Genomic DNA, 16,945 nt, shown 5'->3' with positions numbered 1-16,945 from the left:
TTTTTATATTAAATCCCTATATTCACACCAAAAGAGAATTGACGCTGTGGCGGATAACCCATTCCACCGTATCGGGAAATAATCTCAGGTTCGTATTTTATTGTTGACTTATAATAAATGTATCCTAAATTTTCAATGCTAGTGTATACATACACTTTGCTCAACCTCACTTTGTTGATCAGTACCCTTGGCAAATTGTACCCTACCCGTAAATTTTTAATTTTAAGATGAGCCAGGTTTAATTGATACTGGTCATTTGCAGGATAAGTTTTAAAGGAATGTCTCGGATAATAGTTATCCGGTGTTTCTGGAGTCCAGGTACCTAATTCCCGATGAACTGTAAACCATTTTGAATTCCAGATATTACCCCCGGCGGGTCTGACATAAAAATTGCCCGAAAAGACTTTCCATTTTGGCACCCCGGTTAATTGGACAGAAACGTCGAAGCCATTCCAATCAGCAGCCAGCAGCAGACCGTATGGGTTGCGTGGATAGTTATAACCACCCCGAACCTGATCACCTCTGGCGTACCACTTTCCTCCTTCTCCTGCATTAACCTGACCATCTCCATTTAAGTCTCTCATCATCAAATCACCAGGATAGTACCAGCCTCCTCCTTGAGGCACATTGGCTTCTACATCTTCAATGTTTTGCGCAATGCCATTTGACTCATAAAGATAGTACTCTCCAAACTTCTGCCCGGGAGTCCATAAACCTCGTGAGCCATTAATATTATCTTCGTATTCAACTACATATCCTATGTAATCTGAAATATTAAATTTAGCATGATAATTCAGTGATTTTCCTTTGATGTCAAATGCTTTATCACGCCAATTAACAGTAAATTCCCAGCCCCTTGTTTCACTTACCGCGTTGTTAACGCTTGGCAAGCTTGTTCCTATTGTTTCGGGTAGAATTTTGGCTGGCCCTGCCTGATCGTAAATCGTGCGCTGATACCAATCGTAAGTAATATCAAGCCTATTATCTATTGCAGCAATATCAAGGCCAAAGCCCAATGTTTTCGGTTTTGCCCACGTCAAATCAGAACTTACAAGTGCAGGCATAAAAACCATGTTTGGTTTTGATCCCCCAAGCAATACATCTCCATTACCAATTCCAGTTCCCATCGTAGGTAAATACAAGTAATTACCCGATCCAGGATTTCCTGAAGAGGTATAAGCTCCTCTTAGTTTCAACAGGTTAACTTGATCGATGGTCCAGAAGTCTTCTTTTGCAATATTCCAAGCAGCAGAAACCGATGGAAAAAATGCCCATCTAATATCTGAGGGGAATTTTGAATGAGCATCGTAACGTCCATTAAATTCGATAAAATATTTCTCAGCATAATTATATGCCAGTCTTCCAAAGACCCCCTGAGTAGCCCAGTGGCTTAAAGCATCAGAAACTGAAGGATTTTCGTTATAGGTTGTACTTATTGTTGGTACCGAATTGGTATATAGGTCTCTCCCTGTTCCGCTTAATTGGGTATATCGGTTATACTCTTCCTGATAGCCAACCAATGCGGTCATCGTATGTTCCTTAATTTGTTTTTCATAGTCTGCGACCAAGTCAAGCGTATGATAATTTTGCAAATCCATCGTTCGGATTACGCTACTCTGCGTTACTGACCTTGCTGAGTTACGAGAGCTTCCATCCGGATTTGTAACCGTAATTACAAAGCTATTGCGGTTAAAATGCCTTGTGAAATTCCTCCAGGTATAATTTCCTTTTAAATTGAAACCTTTAAATGGTTTTATTGTAAACCCACCGGTCATGGTCATTTCATTTCTGTCATTGATTTGGTTGCCACCGTCGCCACGCAATGATGGACCACTACTTAAAAACGAAGGACTGCCACTGGGGTTTATATCGGCCCAGTTAGGAAGTGTTGCTGCTGCATTTTGCCAGATATCAGCATAATCAGGTCCACGACCTCTGTAATTTACAGCGACTTCATCTGTTTTCAAATAATTCATGCTCAACCGAAGGCTAAGCCAATCTGTTGCATCTGTATTTACTTTTAAAAGAGCTGTATATCTGTTTTTTTGATCATCTGCGCCTCTAATAATTCCGTTCGACTCATTGTACCCAAGTCCCACATAATACCCGGTATTCTTAGTTCCTCCTGAAAAGTTGACGTTATGCTGTTGGCTGGGGATTTGGCTTTTAAACATGATATCAAACCAATCACTGTTGGCGAACATATCCCAGTGTGCTCCCCATTGACCATTTGGCAACTCAATATTGTTGTAATCAATTTTTCCGGAGGCGTAATCTCTCATTAATTGAATCGTCTCTTCTTTATAGATGGGATTCTGCAATGAATTTCGATACTGCTCATTAACTTTTTCAGCCCATTCATATGAATTGGCCCAATGTGGCATTCCAATAGGAGTTCCGATGTTGTAGCTCCCACTGTAATTAACGCGTATTTGATTACCTTTTTGCCCACCTTTAGTCGTAATAAGGATAACGCCTGACGGAGCTCTGGAACCGTAAATTGCAGATGCCGCTGCATCTTTCAAAACAGAAATCGATTCGACATCATTTGGATTTACATCGATAAGTCTACGCTCAACTCCATCAACCAAAACAAGTGGCCCTCCCTTCTGATTGAATCCAGTAAATCCACGAATATTTATATTTGGCGCAGAAGCAGGCCCCCCGTTAGTTGGCTCAATATAAAGCCCTGCAACTGTATTCTGTATTGCTTCTGAAATATTATTAACAGGCCTGTTCGCTAACAGCTCACCGCTTACTTGTTCAACCGCTGCAGTAAGATGCGATTTCTTTTGAGTACCGTATCCAACCGCCACTACTTCTTCAATACCAATGGCATCTTCCTCCATCAATACGTTGATCGTTGATTGATTGCCAACAGCAATCTCTTGTGTTTTCATCCCCACAAACGAGAAAATCAAGGTGGCATCATTTAGTACATTGGAGAGTGCGTAGTTTCCATCGGAGTTAGTAACAACACCTATGGCTGTTCCTTTTACCACAACGGTAACTCCAGGGAGTGGTTGCCCCGAAGAATCGGTTACCTTACCAGCTATAGTCTTCTGCTGGACCATTTTGTTTTCAGAACTGGATAAGACAATTTGGCGACCATCAATTTTATACGACACATTCGTCCCTTCAAATAAGGATTTCAGCAACTGATCAATTCTAGCCTCCTCAACCTGGATATTGACCTCCCGCTTAACATCGACGACACTGCGGCTATATAAAAAATAATAGTCAGACTGATCTTCAATGGATTGCAAAGCCTTTTCCACCGTGGCCTTCGTCAGATTGATCGAGATATTGGCTCTTTGCGCATAGCTATTTGTCGCAATAACCTGAACAACTGCCACTAGAATAAATAAGCACGTAATCTTCATGTACATAAGCATTTTCCGAATCCGGGGATATAACATTCCACGAATCGGCAGATTCAACTTTTTTTTCATAAATTTGAATTGTTTTATTTGTTAATAAATCAATATGGCCTGCCGCGAATGTGCAAGATTCCGGCAGGCTTTTTTATTTCATCATAAGCTCTATTTTTTGTCGAAATTGATTATCTGAATGGACTGATTTAACACGATATTGGATGGGTAGTGCATGTGCAATTAGTTGAAGGCATTGCTCCAGCTTTTCATTTTCCAGGGTGCAGGTTAGCTCATATGCTTTCAGTTTCGAGCTGTTAATGGAGATATCGACATTGTACCAGCGACTCAGCTTTTTAACCGCAAGATCCAATCGCTCGTTGTGGATGACTAATTTACCATCGACCCACGCTGCTGCATTTTCCGGATTTACTTGCTGTTTCAACAATTGTTTGCTGCCCGCGTCAAACTGGATTTGCTGTCCGGGATCAAGTTCAATCTTTCCTGCCCTTCCGCTCAAATGGATTTTTCCCTCCAACAAAGTGGCCTCAAAATATTGATCGGCAGCATAGGCGTATAAATTAAACTGTGTTCCGGTAACGATCGTTTTCATAATAGGGTTATCCACCACAAAGGGTTTCTGAGAATTGGTGGTCACATCAAAAAAGGCCTCGCCATCAACAAACACTTCTCGCTTGTTTCCAGAAAAAGACTCCGGGTATTTGAATAGGGTACCGTCGTTTAGCCAGACCTTTGTCCCGTCAGGTAAAGTCAGCATCGTTCGGGTACCCGGCTTGGTGTAGACCTCGCGCATGGCAGGTGCATCGGCAAGCCTGGAAAAGTTCCGGTCAGGGTTGAAATAGAAGTAAGCTGTTAAAAGAAGTATAGGCAAAATTAATATGGCAGCTATTCGTGAAAACTGCTGAACGAGACGATGCGATAAAGTCTTGGCTTGAATATTTTGAGCTTTCCCTTGTACGGTTTGTGTTTTGATTCGGTAATGCAGTCGATCTAATAAAAGCTCAAAGTTTGGCTTTTCCCCTTTCAGTCTGATTTGCGAATGAGTCCAAATTTCACCCAGCAACAAGCGAACCTCTTCCTCATTCTCTGGATTTTTCATCCAATTCCTGATCTCCTCCGATTGCTGATCAGTTGTTTTTCCTTCCAGGTATTCTTTAAGATCAGAGTAATTGACATTCATTGCATAATTCTTTAAACAACTATACTACGAAACCAAATGCCAATTACCCCTATTCGAACAAGAAAAAAAATCAATATAAGGTGATAAAATAAAAAAGAAGCCCCAAAATGCCATTTTTGCTAAGCTGCTCTTTCAAGGTTTTCAATGCAGCGGTCATTTGATTTTCAACCGTTTTTATCGAGATATTTAACCGAATGGCTATTTCCTTGTTCGAGTAGCCTTGCACCCTGCTGAGCTTGAAAATTTCTTTTCGCTTCTCAGGAAGTCCTTCAATAATCTGGTTGGCGATAGCATTGATCTCATTAAATTCGATACTATAGTTCGTTTCGTTCGATGCCTGCTTCATTTCAGCTCCAACCACATTCATCCTCTGTTTTTCCGATTTTTCTTTGCGAAGCCAGGAAATTGTTTCGGAATAAGCAATTGAAAAAAGAAACGATTTAATGGATCGAAATTCATCCAGCTGAGCGCGTTTTTCCCAGATCTTCATAAAAACCAACTGCGCAATTTCTTCAGCGATATAGGGCTCTTTCGTAATACTTAGTGCAAAACCATATAGACTTTCAGCATATTTCTTAAATAAGGCATCAAAGGCCGAAAAATCATCATTTTTCAAACGTTCAACATAGTCCTTATCTTTATTTACAGTCATCAGGTCAGTTTATCGATTCAAAACAAAAGTAGAAAATTTTATATGCATCCTCCTAAATCGAAAAAATTACTGCCAGTTTCATCTAAACAAAAGGCCCCAACAGAAAAGTTGAGGCCTTGTTCGCTTTTTATAATCTCAGGCTAAAAATCCATAAAATCCCACTGTCCGCGGAACGGACGAGTTCGCATGAGGTTGGCAAATGAGTCGTCCTTAAATTCTTCCTTCTTTGGATCCCACTTCAAGGGACGCTGAAGTTCGTAAGCAATATTAGCCAAATTACACATGGAGGCCGTTCGGTGGCCAGTCTCCACGTCCGAGATCGGCTTTTCACGCGTCCGCATGGCTTGCACCCAGTCCTGATAGTGGTTATCGCTGTAGTACACCCGCTGGTCCGTTTCCTTTAATTCTTGTGTCGCCAGATTTTTATCGGGGAAAGTGCGCAGGAACGAACGGCTGATCTCCACTTTTCCTTCGGTACCAATAAACTGAACCGCATTAAAATCACCCCAATCCACATGGTTAACCACCACGCCATTATCGTAAACCATTTTTAAGCCACGTTTAGCCGGGTTTTCAGGCGGAATAAATTCAACAGGACCTGATTCATCCATGCCCATGGCCCACTGGGCAATATCAAACATGTGTGCCCCCCAGTCGGTGATCATCCCACCGCCAAAGTTGCGGTAATTGCGCCAGTTGGGATACACATCCACCTCAACGGGTGGTGCCAGCTCGGCATGGAAATCGCGATACAGCGACGGCCCTACCCACAAGTCCCAGCTTAAGGCTTCCGGTGCTTTCTGGCTTGGCAAATTGCATTGAGTAACCGGATTCCCTATACTGACATTAATCTCTTTAATGTCGCCGATATAGCCATTTCTCACCAGCTCTACAGCATGACGAAAGTTTCGCCATGAGCGCTGCATGTTTCCGGTTTGAAAAACCCGCTTGTACTTTCGGGTAGCATCAACCATAGCCCGCCCTTCAGCAACCGTCAAAGCCATAGGCTTTTCGCAATAGATATCCTTCCCGGCTTTAGCGGCATCAACTGCTATTTGGGCATGCCAATGGTCGGGTGTTGCAATCACCACTGCATCAACATCCGGATTGGCTAGCAAATCACGATACATTTCAGAGGTCTGGAGCTTGACACTGGTGTAGCCATTTTTCTTCTGAGCCTTCTCTGCCTGCGCTACAAATCGGTCAAGCTTAGTTTTATATACATCACAAGCCGCAACAGGCACCAAATCCTTACAATTATCGGTGAAGTATTTAAGCAGAATTCCGCCTTGTTTGCCGGTTCCGATGAAGCCCAGGTTGATTCGGTCATTGGCAGCAACAAAACCTTTCCCACCCATTACATGGCGGGGAATGATGGTAACTGCAGCAGCTCCAAGGGCCGCCTTTCCAAGAAAATTTCTTCGGTTTAATTTTTGATCCATTTGTTTTGGTTTAAAACGTATTAGGTTACGCTTAAAGATAAATAAATTTCAACCCGGATCAACAGCTAAACGAAATCCTGCAGCTAATTGCATCGGCAAAAAACAAGAAAACTCTCCTTATACCAGGAAAGCTTTCTTCAAAAATGTAAAAAAACCAATCAACGCTAAAAAGCATAAACATCGCCGCCACTTGACTCATTGATGTCTTTGTGCGCGGGATTTCCTTTGTAGCGAATGTCACCTCCGCTGCTGGCATTCGCTTTGAGTACTTTGGTCGCATGCACCGTTGCATCTGAACCGCTGGACACACTCACCTGGCAATTTTCGGCTACCAGGTGCGCGCAGGAGATATCGGCACCACTGGATGAGGACGCTTCAAAATTAATAACACGACCACTTAACTCGGCATCCGATCCAGTACTGGTATCGAGCCAGACAGTTTTAGCGTTCAAATCTCCTATTTCCAGGTCAGCACCTGCACTTACCGTGATCTCCAGCTCGTCCAAATGAAAGGCATTTTCGGCTTCAACATCAGCTCCAGCAGAAACATCCAGCCTGGTCAAATCGTCAAAGGTGACAAACACCGTGCGTGCCTCGTTCCTGATCCAGCTGAGTTTCTTTTTCATATAGATGCGTAAAATACCATCCTCGACTTCCGTAATGACATCATCAATAATCGAGACATCCGCTTCAACCGTAACAGCTTCTGAATCTCCCTGACTCATATAAAGATCAATCCCACTACTGACGGAAATCCCATGAAAACTAGCTGTCATTCGAGTTTGTTTTCCAGACTTTTCGCTGATAGCATAGCTTGGCAAAACAACTAACAAACCGAACAATACCAAAACTACCAAATGACCATACTTTTTCATTGTTTCTGTTTTTATGTGTTCCGCTTATTTCTTGATAATATTCCCTCCGGAAGAGGTGCTGATATCCACTGTTGAAGGGGAGCCGGAATAGTAAATATGCCCACCGCTGGACGCTTCTCCTTCTAAATCATCAATCACCTCAATATAGACATGAGCTCCGCTGGATACGTCAGCCACACAATTCTTAGCAACCATATCCTCAGCATTCAACTGTGCTCCCGACGAAGCAGCCAGATTTGCATCGCGGGTTTTTCCCCGAAGCCGGATTTCAGCGCCGGCTGAAGCCTTTGCTTCCAGGTTTTGCGTATTTAGCTGAAGGTTTTGCTGACTACCGGCACTTGCTTTTGTCGCCAGGTTTTTAACTCGCAGCATGCCAGCTGTACTTACCTGCGCTCCGGCAGTGGAGTGAAGCTTTTCCAATTCCGTAAATTCAACCGTAATGAGCAGTTGCCGCGACTTCTTTATGCGCCCCTCTGTAAAAACATTCAGTTCACCACGCTTTCGTTCAGTACGAATTACCTCATGCAGATTTTCATCAGCTTCAACGGTTACCAAATTCCTTTCGGATTGAACAAGGACGACTTTCAGTCCGGTTGACACCTTTATTTTATCAAAATCACCAATTTCACGGTATTCGGTGGTGACATTGCCATTGCCTTTAATTGATGGCCCTAAGAAGAAACAGGAGGGCAAAAAGATAACTATTGCCAAGATGCTTGAAAGAAGAAGTTGCTTTTTCATAAATGCGGACTTTATAAATGGACGTAACGATTTTGCTTTCGTTACACAAGTTAAGAAAGCTTAACCGCATGACCTCTCAAAATTTCGCTAAAGTCCGGCATTTTATCGGTAAGCCGAACGAAAATAGTTGACGAAAGCCAGCCTCTTAACAAGTCGATGCTCATTTGGCAACAAACAAGTCGCTCAATCGGAATAAAAAATTCTTTTAATAAGCTATCATCCAGACAAACAATGAAGAGTTAATTGATTAAAACAGATCGCCGATAATTTTCAAGCCATCCAAGGTTAGGTTTTCTTCAATATGGGTGATCCTGGAAACCAAACCTGCAAATATTCCAGACAAGCCACCAGTCGCAACGACATGAAGTTTCTCCTGTAATTCCAGTTCTGTTTGTTCGATCATCCGGTCCACCAGCCCCGAATAGCCAATCACAACACCGGACTGAATGGCATGCACCGTATTTCTCCCCAAGACAGAGGGCGGCTTAGCCAGCTGAACGTAGGGCAATTGAGCCGTATCGCCCGCCAATGAGCGAACAGCAGTTCCAAGTCCCGGCGCAATGGCCACGCCAAGAATCTCGCCAGTCCCCGAAAGGGTTAAAAATGTCAGTGCAGTACCAAAATCAACCACCATACAGGGTTTTTCAAATTTAGTATAAGCTGCCGTAGCATTGGCAACCAGGTCGGTTCCAATTTGGTAGGGATTTAATATCTTAATGGGTAGCCGGCTATACATGTCCGGTCCGACCAATAACACCTGCAGCCCTAGAAATCGGTCAATCAATTCCTTAAAATCATCGTTAAGAGAAGGTACCACACTACTCAAGACAACCTTCATTATGCTAGACTGACAAACCTTTACACTTTCAAACAACGAACGAAAGATCACTTCATACTCATCTGCCGTTTTTTGCTTATCCTTGCGAATACGCCAAACATTCTTCCATGTCCCTTCCTGGTTTATCCCAAAAACAATATTCGTGTTTCCAATGTCAATAATTAACTGCATAACTGTAGTTCTACACTCCAATAAACTAAGAATGACAGGACAATCAACCAAAACCACCTGTTAATCAACAGCTGATTTTTAATACTTTTATTGTCATTTCTTCCGTTACCAAGTTGTTGTATTTAATTTTTTACTAATTTTAACAAAATTAATAGCACAAATATTCTACACAAGAGCAGAATTAACTTATTATTCTTTAACCATGCAAAATAATAAAAGTCCGTTAGTTTTTGTTGTTGAGGACAATCCGGTATACAGCAAACTTGTTGTAAGTTATTTAAAAACCAATAAGTTTACGAACACCGAGGCATTTTCATCAGGTGAAGAAGTTTTGAAAGCCATGGAACGCCAACCCAAAATTGTGATTCAGGACTATTTGCTGGACGGCATGAATGGTATTGAAGTATTGAAAAAAGCCAAAACCATCGCTCCTGATGTAGAATTTATCTTTTTATCCGGACAAGACAGCATTGACATTGCCATCAACACCATGAAATACGGTGCTTATGATTACATCGTCAAAGACCAGATGGCTCTGAAAAAAATGGTTAATAAGATGAACAAGATCCTTTCTGTTTCGCAGTTGGAACGAAGCAATAAGCGCTATAAGAAAGGAGTCATTTTATTTTTCATCTTTTTATCACTCTTTATCATTGCTGTTATCACTCTGGCCATCTTATATCCACAAACTTTTGGATTCTAAGCAGACCCTTTTCTACACAAATGATTTAAAGTCAGAAACGGCAGCCAGTAAGGCAGCTTAACTTCAACGCAATAAGCGCTCATCGTGAAAACAGAAGCCTCATTGCAATAAAGTTACGGCTGCTGCCAAACAGAATAAGACTTTCACGCTCGGATATGCCATAGTTTTTCTATTTTTGCAGCATGAATTATTACGCTTACGTCCTATATAATCAGGAGCACCATCGGTTTTACTATGGATTTTGCATGGATCTCAAAAAAACAGAGCAAGCTCACAACGAAGGAAAAATTGATTTGACGAAAAATTATTCCAATTGGCTGATTCTCTACAATGAAGGATTTGCCAGCAAACAGGAAGCTATTCGAAGAAGTCGCTTTTTCCGCAGTGTCCCCGGACAGCGCTACCTGAAAAACATTTTAAAATATTAGATTTCAACAACGGTTCGTTAATAACCTGTTAGCCAAAGGACAATAAGCAGCAATGCTTTTTTGTATTTTTGAACGTTAAATAAGTAAACCCCAAGAAGTCATGAAAAAAATAATGGTTGCAGTTTTAGCCCTTGGAATGGTCTCCTCCGGCTGTAAAGTTTTCCAAAAAGTACAAAAGGACGATGCTCCTGCGCCAGAAACCGTGCAGGACAACGCAAAGGTATTTTCTGTGCCAAAAGCCAAAACAGAAATCAGGGAAGAGCCTACTTCGGACCGTATGTTCGAGGAAGAAGTGGAGAAACCTGTTCGCATACAATCCGAGAACTTTTCTTTTGACCAAAAAGAAGACCAGGTCAAAAATGAAAACAAAAGTTTCTTTGTTATCATCGGTAGCTTTAGCAGCAACGCCAATGCCAACCGGTACAAACAAGAACTTATTCCACAGGGATTCAGCCCGATTGTGCTGCATAGTGAAACCGGTTACTACCGTGTTTGTGTCAACTCATTTATTGATGAGGCCGAAGCCCGCAAACGTGTTTACCAAATTCGCAATGAATTTCCACAGTATGCCGACACGTGGTTGCTGATTAAGAAATAAGTCCGATTTCGGAACCTCATAGTAGGGTTAATAGCTGAACTGTATCGTTCCCATCAACGGGTCGAGCCAACAGCTGTTAACCCTAATTTTTTTTGAATCTAGCGGGCATATTTAGTAACGCCTTATTGGGTAAGAATAATACTTCGGAGTCGACTAAAAATCGACCGTTGATGGTACTTGCAAGAGTTTTTCGGCTGCTCTTTCCAAGGTGTCGTTCTCTTTAGCAAAACAGATCCGAATAAATTTCGATCTATTTTTTTCGTGACAGAAGGCAGATACCGGAACCGTTACAATACCAAAGTCACGCGCTAAACGCTCTGCAAAATCGATATCTGGCTCTTCAGAAATCTTAGAGTAGTCCAACAATTGAAAATACCCCCCTTGGGCTGGAATCACTTCATACAGGCTTCCCTCAAGCAGCCTGTTGAAGTAGTTTCGTTTTCCTTGGTACAGTTCTGAGATCTCTTCAAAAGAATGATTTTTTGGCAGATATTCAGCCAAAGCATATTGCAGCGGAGAATTCACATGATAAATCTGAATCTGCTGCATTTTGCGGAATTCGCGCATCAGTCTTTCAGGCGCCAGGCAATACGAAATCCCCCAGCCATTGATATTATACAAAGGGCCAAAGGAGGAAATGACAAAGCTTCGCTCAATCAGCTTTTCGTAACGGGCAACACTTTGGTGGGTTTGATTGTCAAAAATCATGGATTCAAAAATCTCATCACTCAAAATGGTAATATTCGTTCCATTAGTCAGTCGCTGCAACTGGAAGAGATCATTTTCGGATAACACCGAACCCGTTGGGTTATGCGGAGAATTAAGGATGATCATCTTGGTCTTGGCACTCACCATCTTACGCAACTCTTCCCAATCAATCTTAAAGGTCGGCGCTTTCAACCTGACAAAAACAGGCCGCCCCCCATTGAGAATAATCGATGGAGCAAATGATTCAAAAGCCGGCTCAAAAATGATTACTTCATCATCATCCTTCACCACCGCACTAATGGCTGTATGAACCGCCTGGTTAGTCCCTGCAGTAATGGTTATTTCCGTAGTCGGATTATATACCTGTCCGTAGTTGACACGAACAATCTCGCTGATCTCTTTTCTTAGTGGCAAAATTCCTTCGAGCGGAGCATAATTGTTATAACCGTCATTCAGGTATTTAGCAGCCAAATCAATCAGCTTCTGTGGACATTTAAAATCTGTTTTCCCAATGCCCATATCGATCGCACCAGAATCTTCAACCCATTTGTTGATTGAAGAAAACACACTTGAGTTAGTATTGGGTAATTTCGATTGCACCATAACTAAAAAATAAGTTGGCAAAATTAACAAAAGAGCTGATAGTCCACCGAGAGTTCTCCAAAATTAAAAAATTATTCATCACCAACAGCTATGCCAGCACTTCTTTTAAAACAGCTAATGACTTTAAACTTCCGGACAAATCCAAGTGAATCTGATAGTAAATTAAGAGCTGATTCAAGAGCACTGACCGCTCCCGGTTACTCATCGTAATCTGTTCTATCTTACCCAAATCAAACTGAAAAAGTTGCTTAAAATTAGCCGTTGTTTCTGCATTCATAAACTGATTATGCAGTGGCTCTGAGGTCGAAAACATGGCAGTCTCCAGATCGAAAAACAAATTTTGGGGCGTTAATGAAGCTTGCGGAGAAACGCCCAGGAAATAGGTTAAATGAAACAAGAAAGCCAGATGAAAATTGGCAATTCCATCTTTTTTCATGTCCAGCAAGGCGATGGCATGAAACAAAAAATCAAACAAATCTGCATTGGGTTCTTCTTCTTTCAAGCATTTCAATAAGACCTCGGACAAAAAAATGGCCTGGGAGCTTTTCACCATTTCAAAGGGCATGCTCTCAAAGGGCATGCTCAATCGCACATCTTTCAATCGCTGAAGATCACGCCCGGGACGGTAGTAAACTTCCATATCGAGTAAAAACAAAGACTGAAACAGACTCTTGCTAAAGCTTCCTTTCCGCTTTCTCACCCCTTGAATCAGGTAAGACTGGATGCCAAATTTCTCAGTATAAATACACGCAATTATACTAGTTTCAGAATAATTGATGTGATGCAGATAGATGCCCCTAGTTTTTTCCAGCACAGTCAGATGTCTTGATTAGTGAATAAAAAGAATTTTAGTCGTAAAGATTCGCTCTCCGGATTTGTCATTACCAAAGACCACATAAACGCCGGTACTAACCCGGCTTCCATGCAGGTTCTTTCCATCCCAAATGGCCTGTCCGCCAAGCGAAGTGGTCTGAAACACCAGGTTCCCGGTAATATCCGTGATCTTGATATCGGTATCCGTAATTAAACCAGTTATAACAATATCATCCTCATAGTCTTCGCGCACCGGGTTGGGAAAGGCATATACATCGGCATATTCACTTCCTCCTTTAGTAGCTTCGCCCCGGTAGGCAATCAATCCTTCGGGCGTGGCAAAAAACACCTCACCAGATTGATCATTAATGACAATCGACTGAATCGTATTGGATAAAAGCGGACTGTTAGACTCATTGAAACTTTTCAATTCAGTCTGCCCATCTTCGGAAACCAAAAACACGCCAGAGCTTTTCGTCCCCAGCCACTTCCGGTTGGCTCCGTCAACAGCAATAGCCGTAACGGTTTGTCCACGCAGCAAAGGATGATAAATGCCATCATCCAAATCCAATCCGGGCTGTGAAGCATAAAACGGGCTTTGCTCCCAAATAGTTTCCGGATCAAAATATACAGCTACCCCTTGCGATGTTCCTACCCAAACAGCATTATCCTGATCAACAGCAATGGAATACACATCATTCATGCGAAAGAACTCCTCCCGATCGCCATTATTGAAATAAGCTACCAGCTGCAAGTGCTTGCCCGCTGAGCCGTCTGCCTTTCGAACATATAAGTCACGCCCTCGCGGCAAAATAATCCATTGGTCATCATTTGCAGTCAGAACAATTTCGCCTACATCAATACCTCCAAGGCCATCCAGCTCATAAGATTCCCAGTTGCCATCGGAAGTGAACACCGAAAGCGGCTTACCCACCAACGAATTGGTTATCCACAAGTTATTTTTTGAATCAAAAGCCATACCCCCGATGCGCACATAATTGGGGTTAGAATCGCCGGGCAAGGCTGTTTGCAGCGAACTGTTGAACTGGGTGTACCGGTTGACAAACTCGCTCCCCTGAAATTCAACGACGCCACCACCCCACGACCCTAAAAACACATGGTCCGCATTAACCGGATCAACCGCAACCGTCACCAAGTCATGAAAACCCTGCAGCTCCTTATGTGACCATCCATTAAACGCCCGCCAGCTACCATTCCGAAAAAGCTGAACCTGGGGATCATTAAAGACATTATTCCAGGCACCGGTTCGTCCTCCGGTTGTCATCCATAAATCACTTCCATTTCCCGCTAACGAAAAGACCCGATTATCAACCGGTCCCTTTGGGATCGTCAACTCGAAACTGCTCCCCTGTTGGTGCACCAGGCCCGTCCAGGCATCAGCAATCCAAAAGCTGCCTTCCTCATCGCAAGTGGCATCCGTAACCTTCAGATTATCCACAATGCCTCCCGGAAAGGAATAACGACTAAGCTCCCCGGCCAGCAGATAATCTGCCGCATAAACACTCAGTTGTGCCTCGCTAGAGATCAGCAATTGGTTGTGGCAAGCCCGCAGGCTATTGACCTTGCTTACTGAAGGCAGCAAACGTTGCCATTCATTGCCATTGGTCCGATAAAGTTCTTGCTCTGTTCCATCGTCATTCGAATAGCAGGCAATCAGGTCTCCATTGAAAACCTCTAGCTGAGTAAAAAGCTGATCAGCATGTGGAATGGTCTCCAAATGCTCCCATTGATTATAATCCTGTAGATTCGATGAGCTCGCATCGGCTCGAAAAATGCCTGCCCGCGTGGCAGCATACAAGTAAGTCCCATCAAAAGCCATGTCCATCACCACTACCGTCGAGCCATCCGCACCAATGTAATAGGTATCTTTTATTTCTCTTTTTTGAAGGTTGACAGCAACAATTCCAAAGCCACACGACAAATAAGCTGTTGGTCCAACCATCAAGATGTTATAGATATTTTTGTCCCCTTGAATTTGTTTCCGCTTGATATCGGACAGGTTAACGACCTCATGGCCAAAGACCAGGTCGAGGTTACTGTTCTGATATGCCAGCAATACAACGTCAAGCTCTGCGCCATAAGCCATCACACGGGGTTTCACATCGGACAAACCATTGATCTGATTAAATTTACGCAAGCTGTTATCCGCCCGATCATAGGAAAACAAGCCTCCTGTCGTGATACAAAAAATCTGCCCATCGGCCTCAATTACGTGTTGAGCAGAAGTATACGACAAATGATCGATCCATTCGCCAACACCAACCTGTGCCGTTAACGAAAACGACAGAAAAACAAACAACAGCAAGCCATAAATTTGTTTCATATTGATTTATTCAGGTTCTTCAAATAAGCGATCAGCTTCTCAACAGCACGCCCGCGGTGGCTAATTCGATTTTTCTGACCCGCTTCCATCTCAGCAAAGGATTCAGAGAAACCATCAGGTTGGAAAACCGGGTCGTAACCAAAACCTGCTTCGCCCTGCTTTTCTTCCAGAATTTTACCGTCAACAATTCCTTCAAACTGAGTTTCCTCCCCATCGATAACCAACGAGATCACCGTTCGGAAACGGGCCTTCCGGTTTTCTTTTCCATTCAGCTGATCCAGTACCTTGCCCATATTGGCTTCGGCATTTTTGTCTTCCCCGGCATAGCGTGCCGAATAGACACCCGGCTCCCCATTCAGGGCTTCAACTTCAAGTCCGGTATCATCAGCAAAGCAATTAAACCCGAATTTTTCAAAAATAAAAAAGGCTTTCTCAGCGGCATTACCTTCCAGAGTTTCCTGATTTTCGGGCACTTCTTCGTCACAGCCAATATCGGTCAGACTCAACAACTGGATTTTATCGCCTAAAAGTTGTTGCAGCTCGCGAAGTTTATGGGGGTTGTTAGTCGCAAAAACAAGTTTCATATGTCTCTTTTAAATTAGGGCGAAGGCTGAAAAGTATGGGAATCAGCATCCCGGGACAGCCTTGCATTTTATAATTCTTCGTACTTTAATGAAGTCAAATTTACAAAAACCTGCCAATGACCAATGCGCAAATAATCGATATGATGCTCGAGGAGTTGAAATCGGTTGCCACACCACAGCGAAAAGCCAGGTCGGCAAGCATCTTCCCAACAAACATGCGGGTGCTTCAGAAAGTCCCCAAGCTGGAACCCGGAAAGAAAAATAGTTAACGACAAGAGGGGTGCTCATCAAAATGGACACCCCTCTCCTAATTATTACGATGAATAAGCTACACTGCGGCCTCGCCTGGAACAGCTACTTTGGCTGTTTCTACAATACCTACATCACCCATGATGTACGTATCAGGTCCCAGTTTAATGTCTGAGTTCATCAGTTCCTCGAAAGTCACTTCTTTACCAGTATAGGCAGACATACGCCCCATGATGGCGCACATGTTGGTAATGGCTGTTTGCTCGGCCTCATTCACCGGAATATTCTCCCGGATGCAAGTTACCAGGTCAATGTGCTCCTGAACGTAAGGACTGATCATGCGCTCGCCACTTTCTTCCGTAGGATAAGCATACGAGTACAACTCGGTTCCTTTCGCATCCCAAATCTTGTTACGGCAATTGGATGAACCATTGCTTCCCATGACAAACTCTGAAACGTTGTTGGTACAACCGTTTATCTGGCGACACATACTGTGGGTATGCATGCCGTCGTCATAAGTAAAGTCGATACTGAAATTGTCGTACTGATCGCCGGTAACGCGACGCTGGCGCGAGCCGAAACCAACTGCTTTAGTCGGGTGCTTGCCTGCAAACCAGTTGATCA

Annotated in this window: 15 protein-coding genes and 1 pseudogene; 4 read left to right on the top strand and 12 right to left on the bottom strand. The window is 43.0% G+C overall.

Features of this window, described 5'->3' with window-relative positions; genetic code table 11:
* Nucleotides 1-8 precede the first annotated feature (8 nt).
* The 7 genes from ACUNWA_RS00080 to ACUNWA_RS00050 form a co-directional block, all read right to left on the bottom strand.
* Nucleotides 9-3,452, bottom strand: a complete 3,444-nt coding sequence (locus tag ACUNWA_RS00080; protein ID WP_445589830.1) for a TonB-dependent receptor — start codon at nt 3,450-3,452, stop codon at nt 9-11.
* A 73-nt stretch (nt 3,453-3,525) separates the two neighbouring features.
* On the bottom strand, nt 3,526-4,572 hold the full coding sequence (locus ACUNWA_RS00075) for a FecR family protein (protein WP_445589829.1): 1,047 nt from the start codon (nt 4,570-4,572) through the stop codon (nt 3,526-3,528).
* A 70-nt stretch (nt 4,573-4,642) separates the two neighbouring features.
* Nucleotides 4,643-5,224 (bottom strand): RNA polymerase sigma factor, encoded by a 582-nt coding sequence (locus tag ACUNWA_RS00070; protein ID WP_445589828.1) that lies wholly within the window; start codon nt 5,222-5,224, stop codon nt 4,643-4,645.
* A 140-nt stretch (nt 5,225-5,364) separates the two neighbouring features.
* Nucleotides 5,365-6,666, bottom strand: a complete 1,302-nt coding sequence (locus ACUNWA_RS00065) for a Gfo/Idh/MocA family protein (RefSeq protein WP_445589827.1) — start codon at nt 6,664-6,666, stop codon at nt 5,365-5,367.
* Nucleotides 6,667-6,830: 164 nt separating this feature from the next.
* Complete coding sequence (locus tag ACUNWA_RS00060) at nt 6,831-7,541, bottom strand: head GIN domain-containing protein (protein ID WP_445589826.1); 711 nt, start codon at nt 7,539-7,541, stop codon at nt 6,831-6,833.
* 24 nt (nt 7,542-7,565) lie between these two features.
* The gene (locus tag ACUNWA_RS00055) at nt 7,566-8,282 is read right to left on the bottom strand and encodes a head GIN domain-containing protein (protein WP_445589825.1); all 717 of its coding nucleotides are present in this window, start codon (nt 8,280-8,282) and stop codon (nt 7,566-7,568) included.
* Nucleotides 8,283-8,529: 247 nt separating this feature from the next.
* Nucleotides 8,530-9,291: a type III pantothenate kinase gene (locus ACUNWA_RS00050; RefSeq protein WP_445589824.1), complete on the bottom strand. Its 762-nt coding sequence runs from the start codon at nt 9,289-9,291 to the stop codon at nt 8,530-8,532.
* A gap of 202 nt (nt 9,292-9,493) precedes the next feature.
* Here ACUNWA_RS00050 and ACUNWA_RS00045 point away from each other — a divergent pair, with 202 nt between their 5' ends.
* The 3 genes from ACUNWA_RS00045 to ACUNWA_RS00035 all read left to right on the top strand — a co-directional run bounded on the left by ACUNWA_RS00045 (nt 9,494) and on the right by ACUNWA_RS00035 (nt 11,020).
* A complete protein-coding gene (locus ACUNWA_RS00045) occupies nt 9,494-9,994 on the top strand; it encodes a response regulator (RefSeq protein WP_445589823.1) in 501 nt (166 codons plus the stop codon).
* A 182-nt stretch (nt 9,995-10,176) separates the two neighbouring features.
* Nucleotides 10,177-10,422, top strand: coding sequence for a hypothetical protein (locus ACUNWA_RS00040; RefSeq protein ID WP_445589822.1), 246 nt, complete (start codon nt 10,177-10,179; stop codon nt 10,420-10,422).
* 100 nt (nt 10,423-10,522) lie between these two features.
* Complete coding sequence (locus tag ACUNWA_RS00035) at nt 10,523-11,020, top strand: SPOR domain-containing protein (RefSeq protein WP_445589821.1); 498 nt, start codon at nt 10,523-10,525, stop codon at nt 11,018-11,020.
* Between the two features lie 153 nt (nt 11,021-11,173).
* Here ACUNWA_RS00035 and ACUNWA_RS00030 read toward each other — a convergent pair whose 3' ends face one another.
* The 4 genes from ACUNWA_RS00030 to ACUNWA_RS00015 form a co-directional block, all read right to left on the bottom strand.
* On the bottom strand, nt 11,174-12,331 hold the full coding sequence (locus tag ACUNWA_RS00030) for a methionine aminotransferase (protein WP_445589820.1): 1,158 nt from the start codon (nt 12,329-12,331) through the stop codon (nt 11,174-11,176).
* Between the two features lie 88 nt (nt 12,332-12,419).
* Nucleotides 12,420-13,145 (bottom strand): DNA repair protein RecO, encoded by a 726-nt coding sequence (recO, locus tag ACUNWA_RS00025; RefSeq protein ID WP_445589819.1) that lies wholly within the window; start codon nt 13,143-13,145, stop codon nt 12,420-12,422.
* A gap of 15 nt (nt 13,146-13,160) precedes the next feature.
* On the bottom strand, nt 13,161-15,488 hold the full coding sequence (porZ, locus tag ACUNWA_RS00020; protein ID WP_445589818.1) for a type IX secretion system anionic LPS delivery protein PorZ: 2,328 nt from the start codon (nt 15,486-15,488) through the stop codon (nt 13,161-13,163).
* The gene (locus ACUNWA_RS00015; RefSeq protein WP_445589817.1) at nt 15,485-16,072 is read right to left on the bottom strand and encodes a non-canonical purine NTP diphosphatase; all 588 of its coding nucleotides are present in this window, start codon (nt 16,070-16,072) and stop codon (nt 15,485-15,487) included. Before ACUNWA_RS00015 ends, porZ begins: the two co-directional genes overlap by 4 nt.
* Nucleotides 16,073-16,188: 116 nt before the next feature.
* Here ACUNWA_RS00015 and ACUNWA_RS00010 point away from each other — a divergent pair, with 116 nt between their 5' ends.
* Nucleotides 16,189-16,341, top strand: a complete 153-nt coding sequence (locus ACUNWA_RS00010; RefSeq protein ID WP_445589816.1) for a hypothetical protein — start codon at nt 16,189-16,191, stop codon at nt 16,339-16,341.
* 59 nt (nt 16,342-16,400) lie between these two features.
* Here ACUNWA_RS00010 and ACUNWA_RS00005 read toward each other — a convergent pair.
* Nucleotides 16,401-16,945, bottom strand: a pseudogene (locus tag ACUNWA_RS00005) (hypothetical protein); the annotation flags it as partial.

This window comes from Sunxiuqinia sp. sy24 (genome assembly GCF_052677165.1).
Note: the sequence above shows the minus strand (reverse complement) of the source record. Positions and strands in the feature narration are given on the sequence as shown.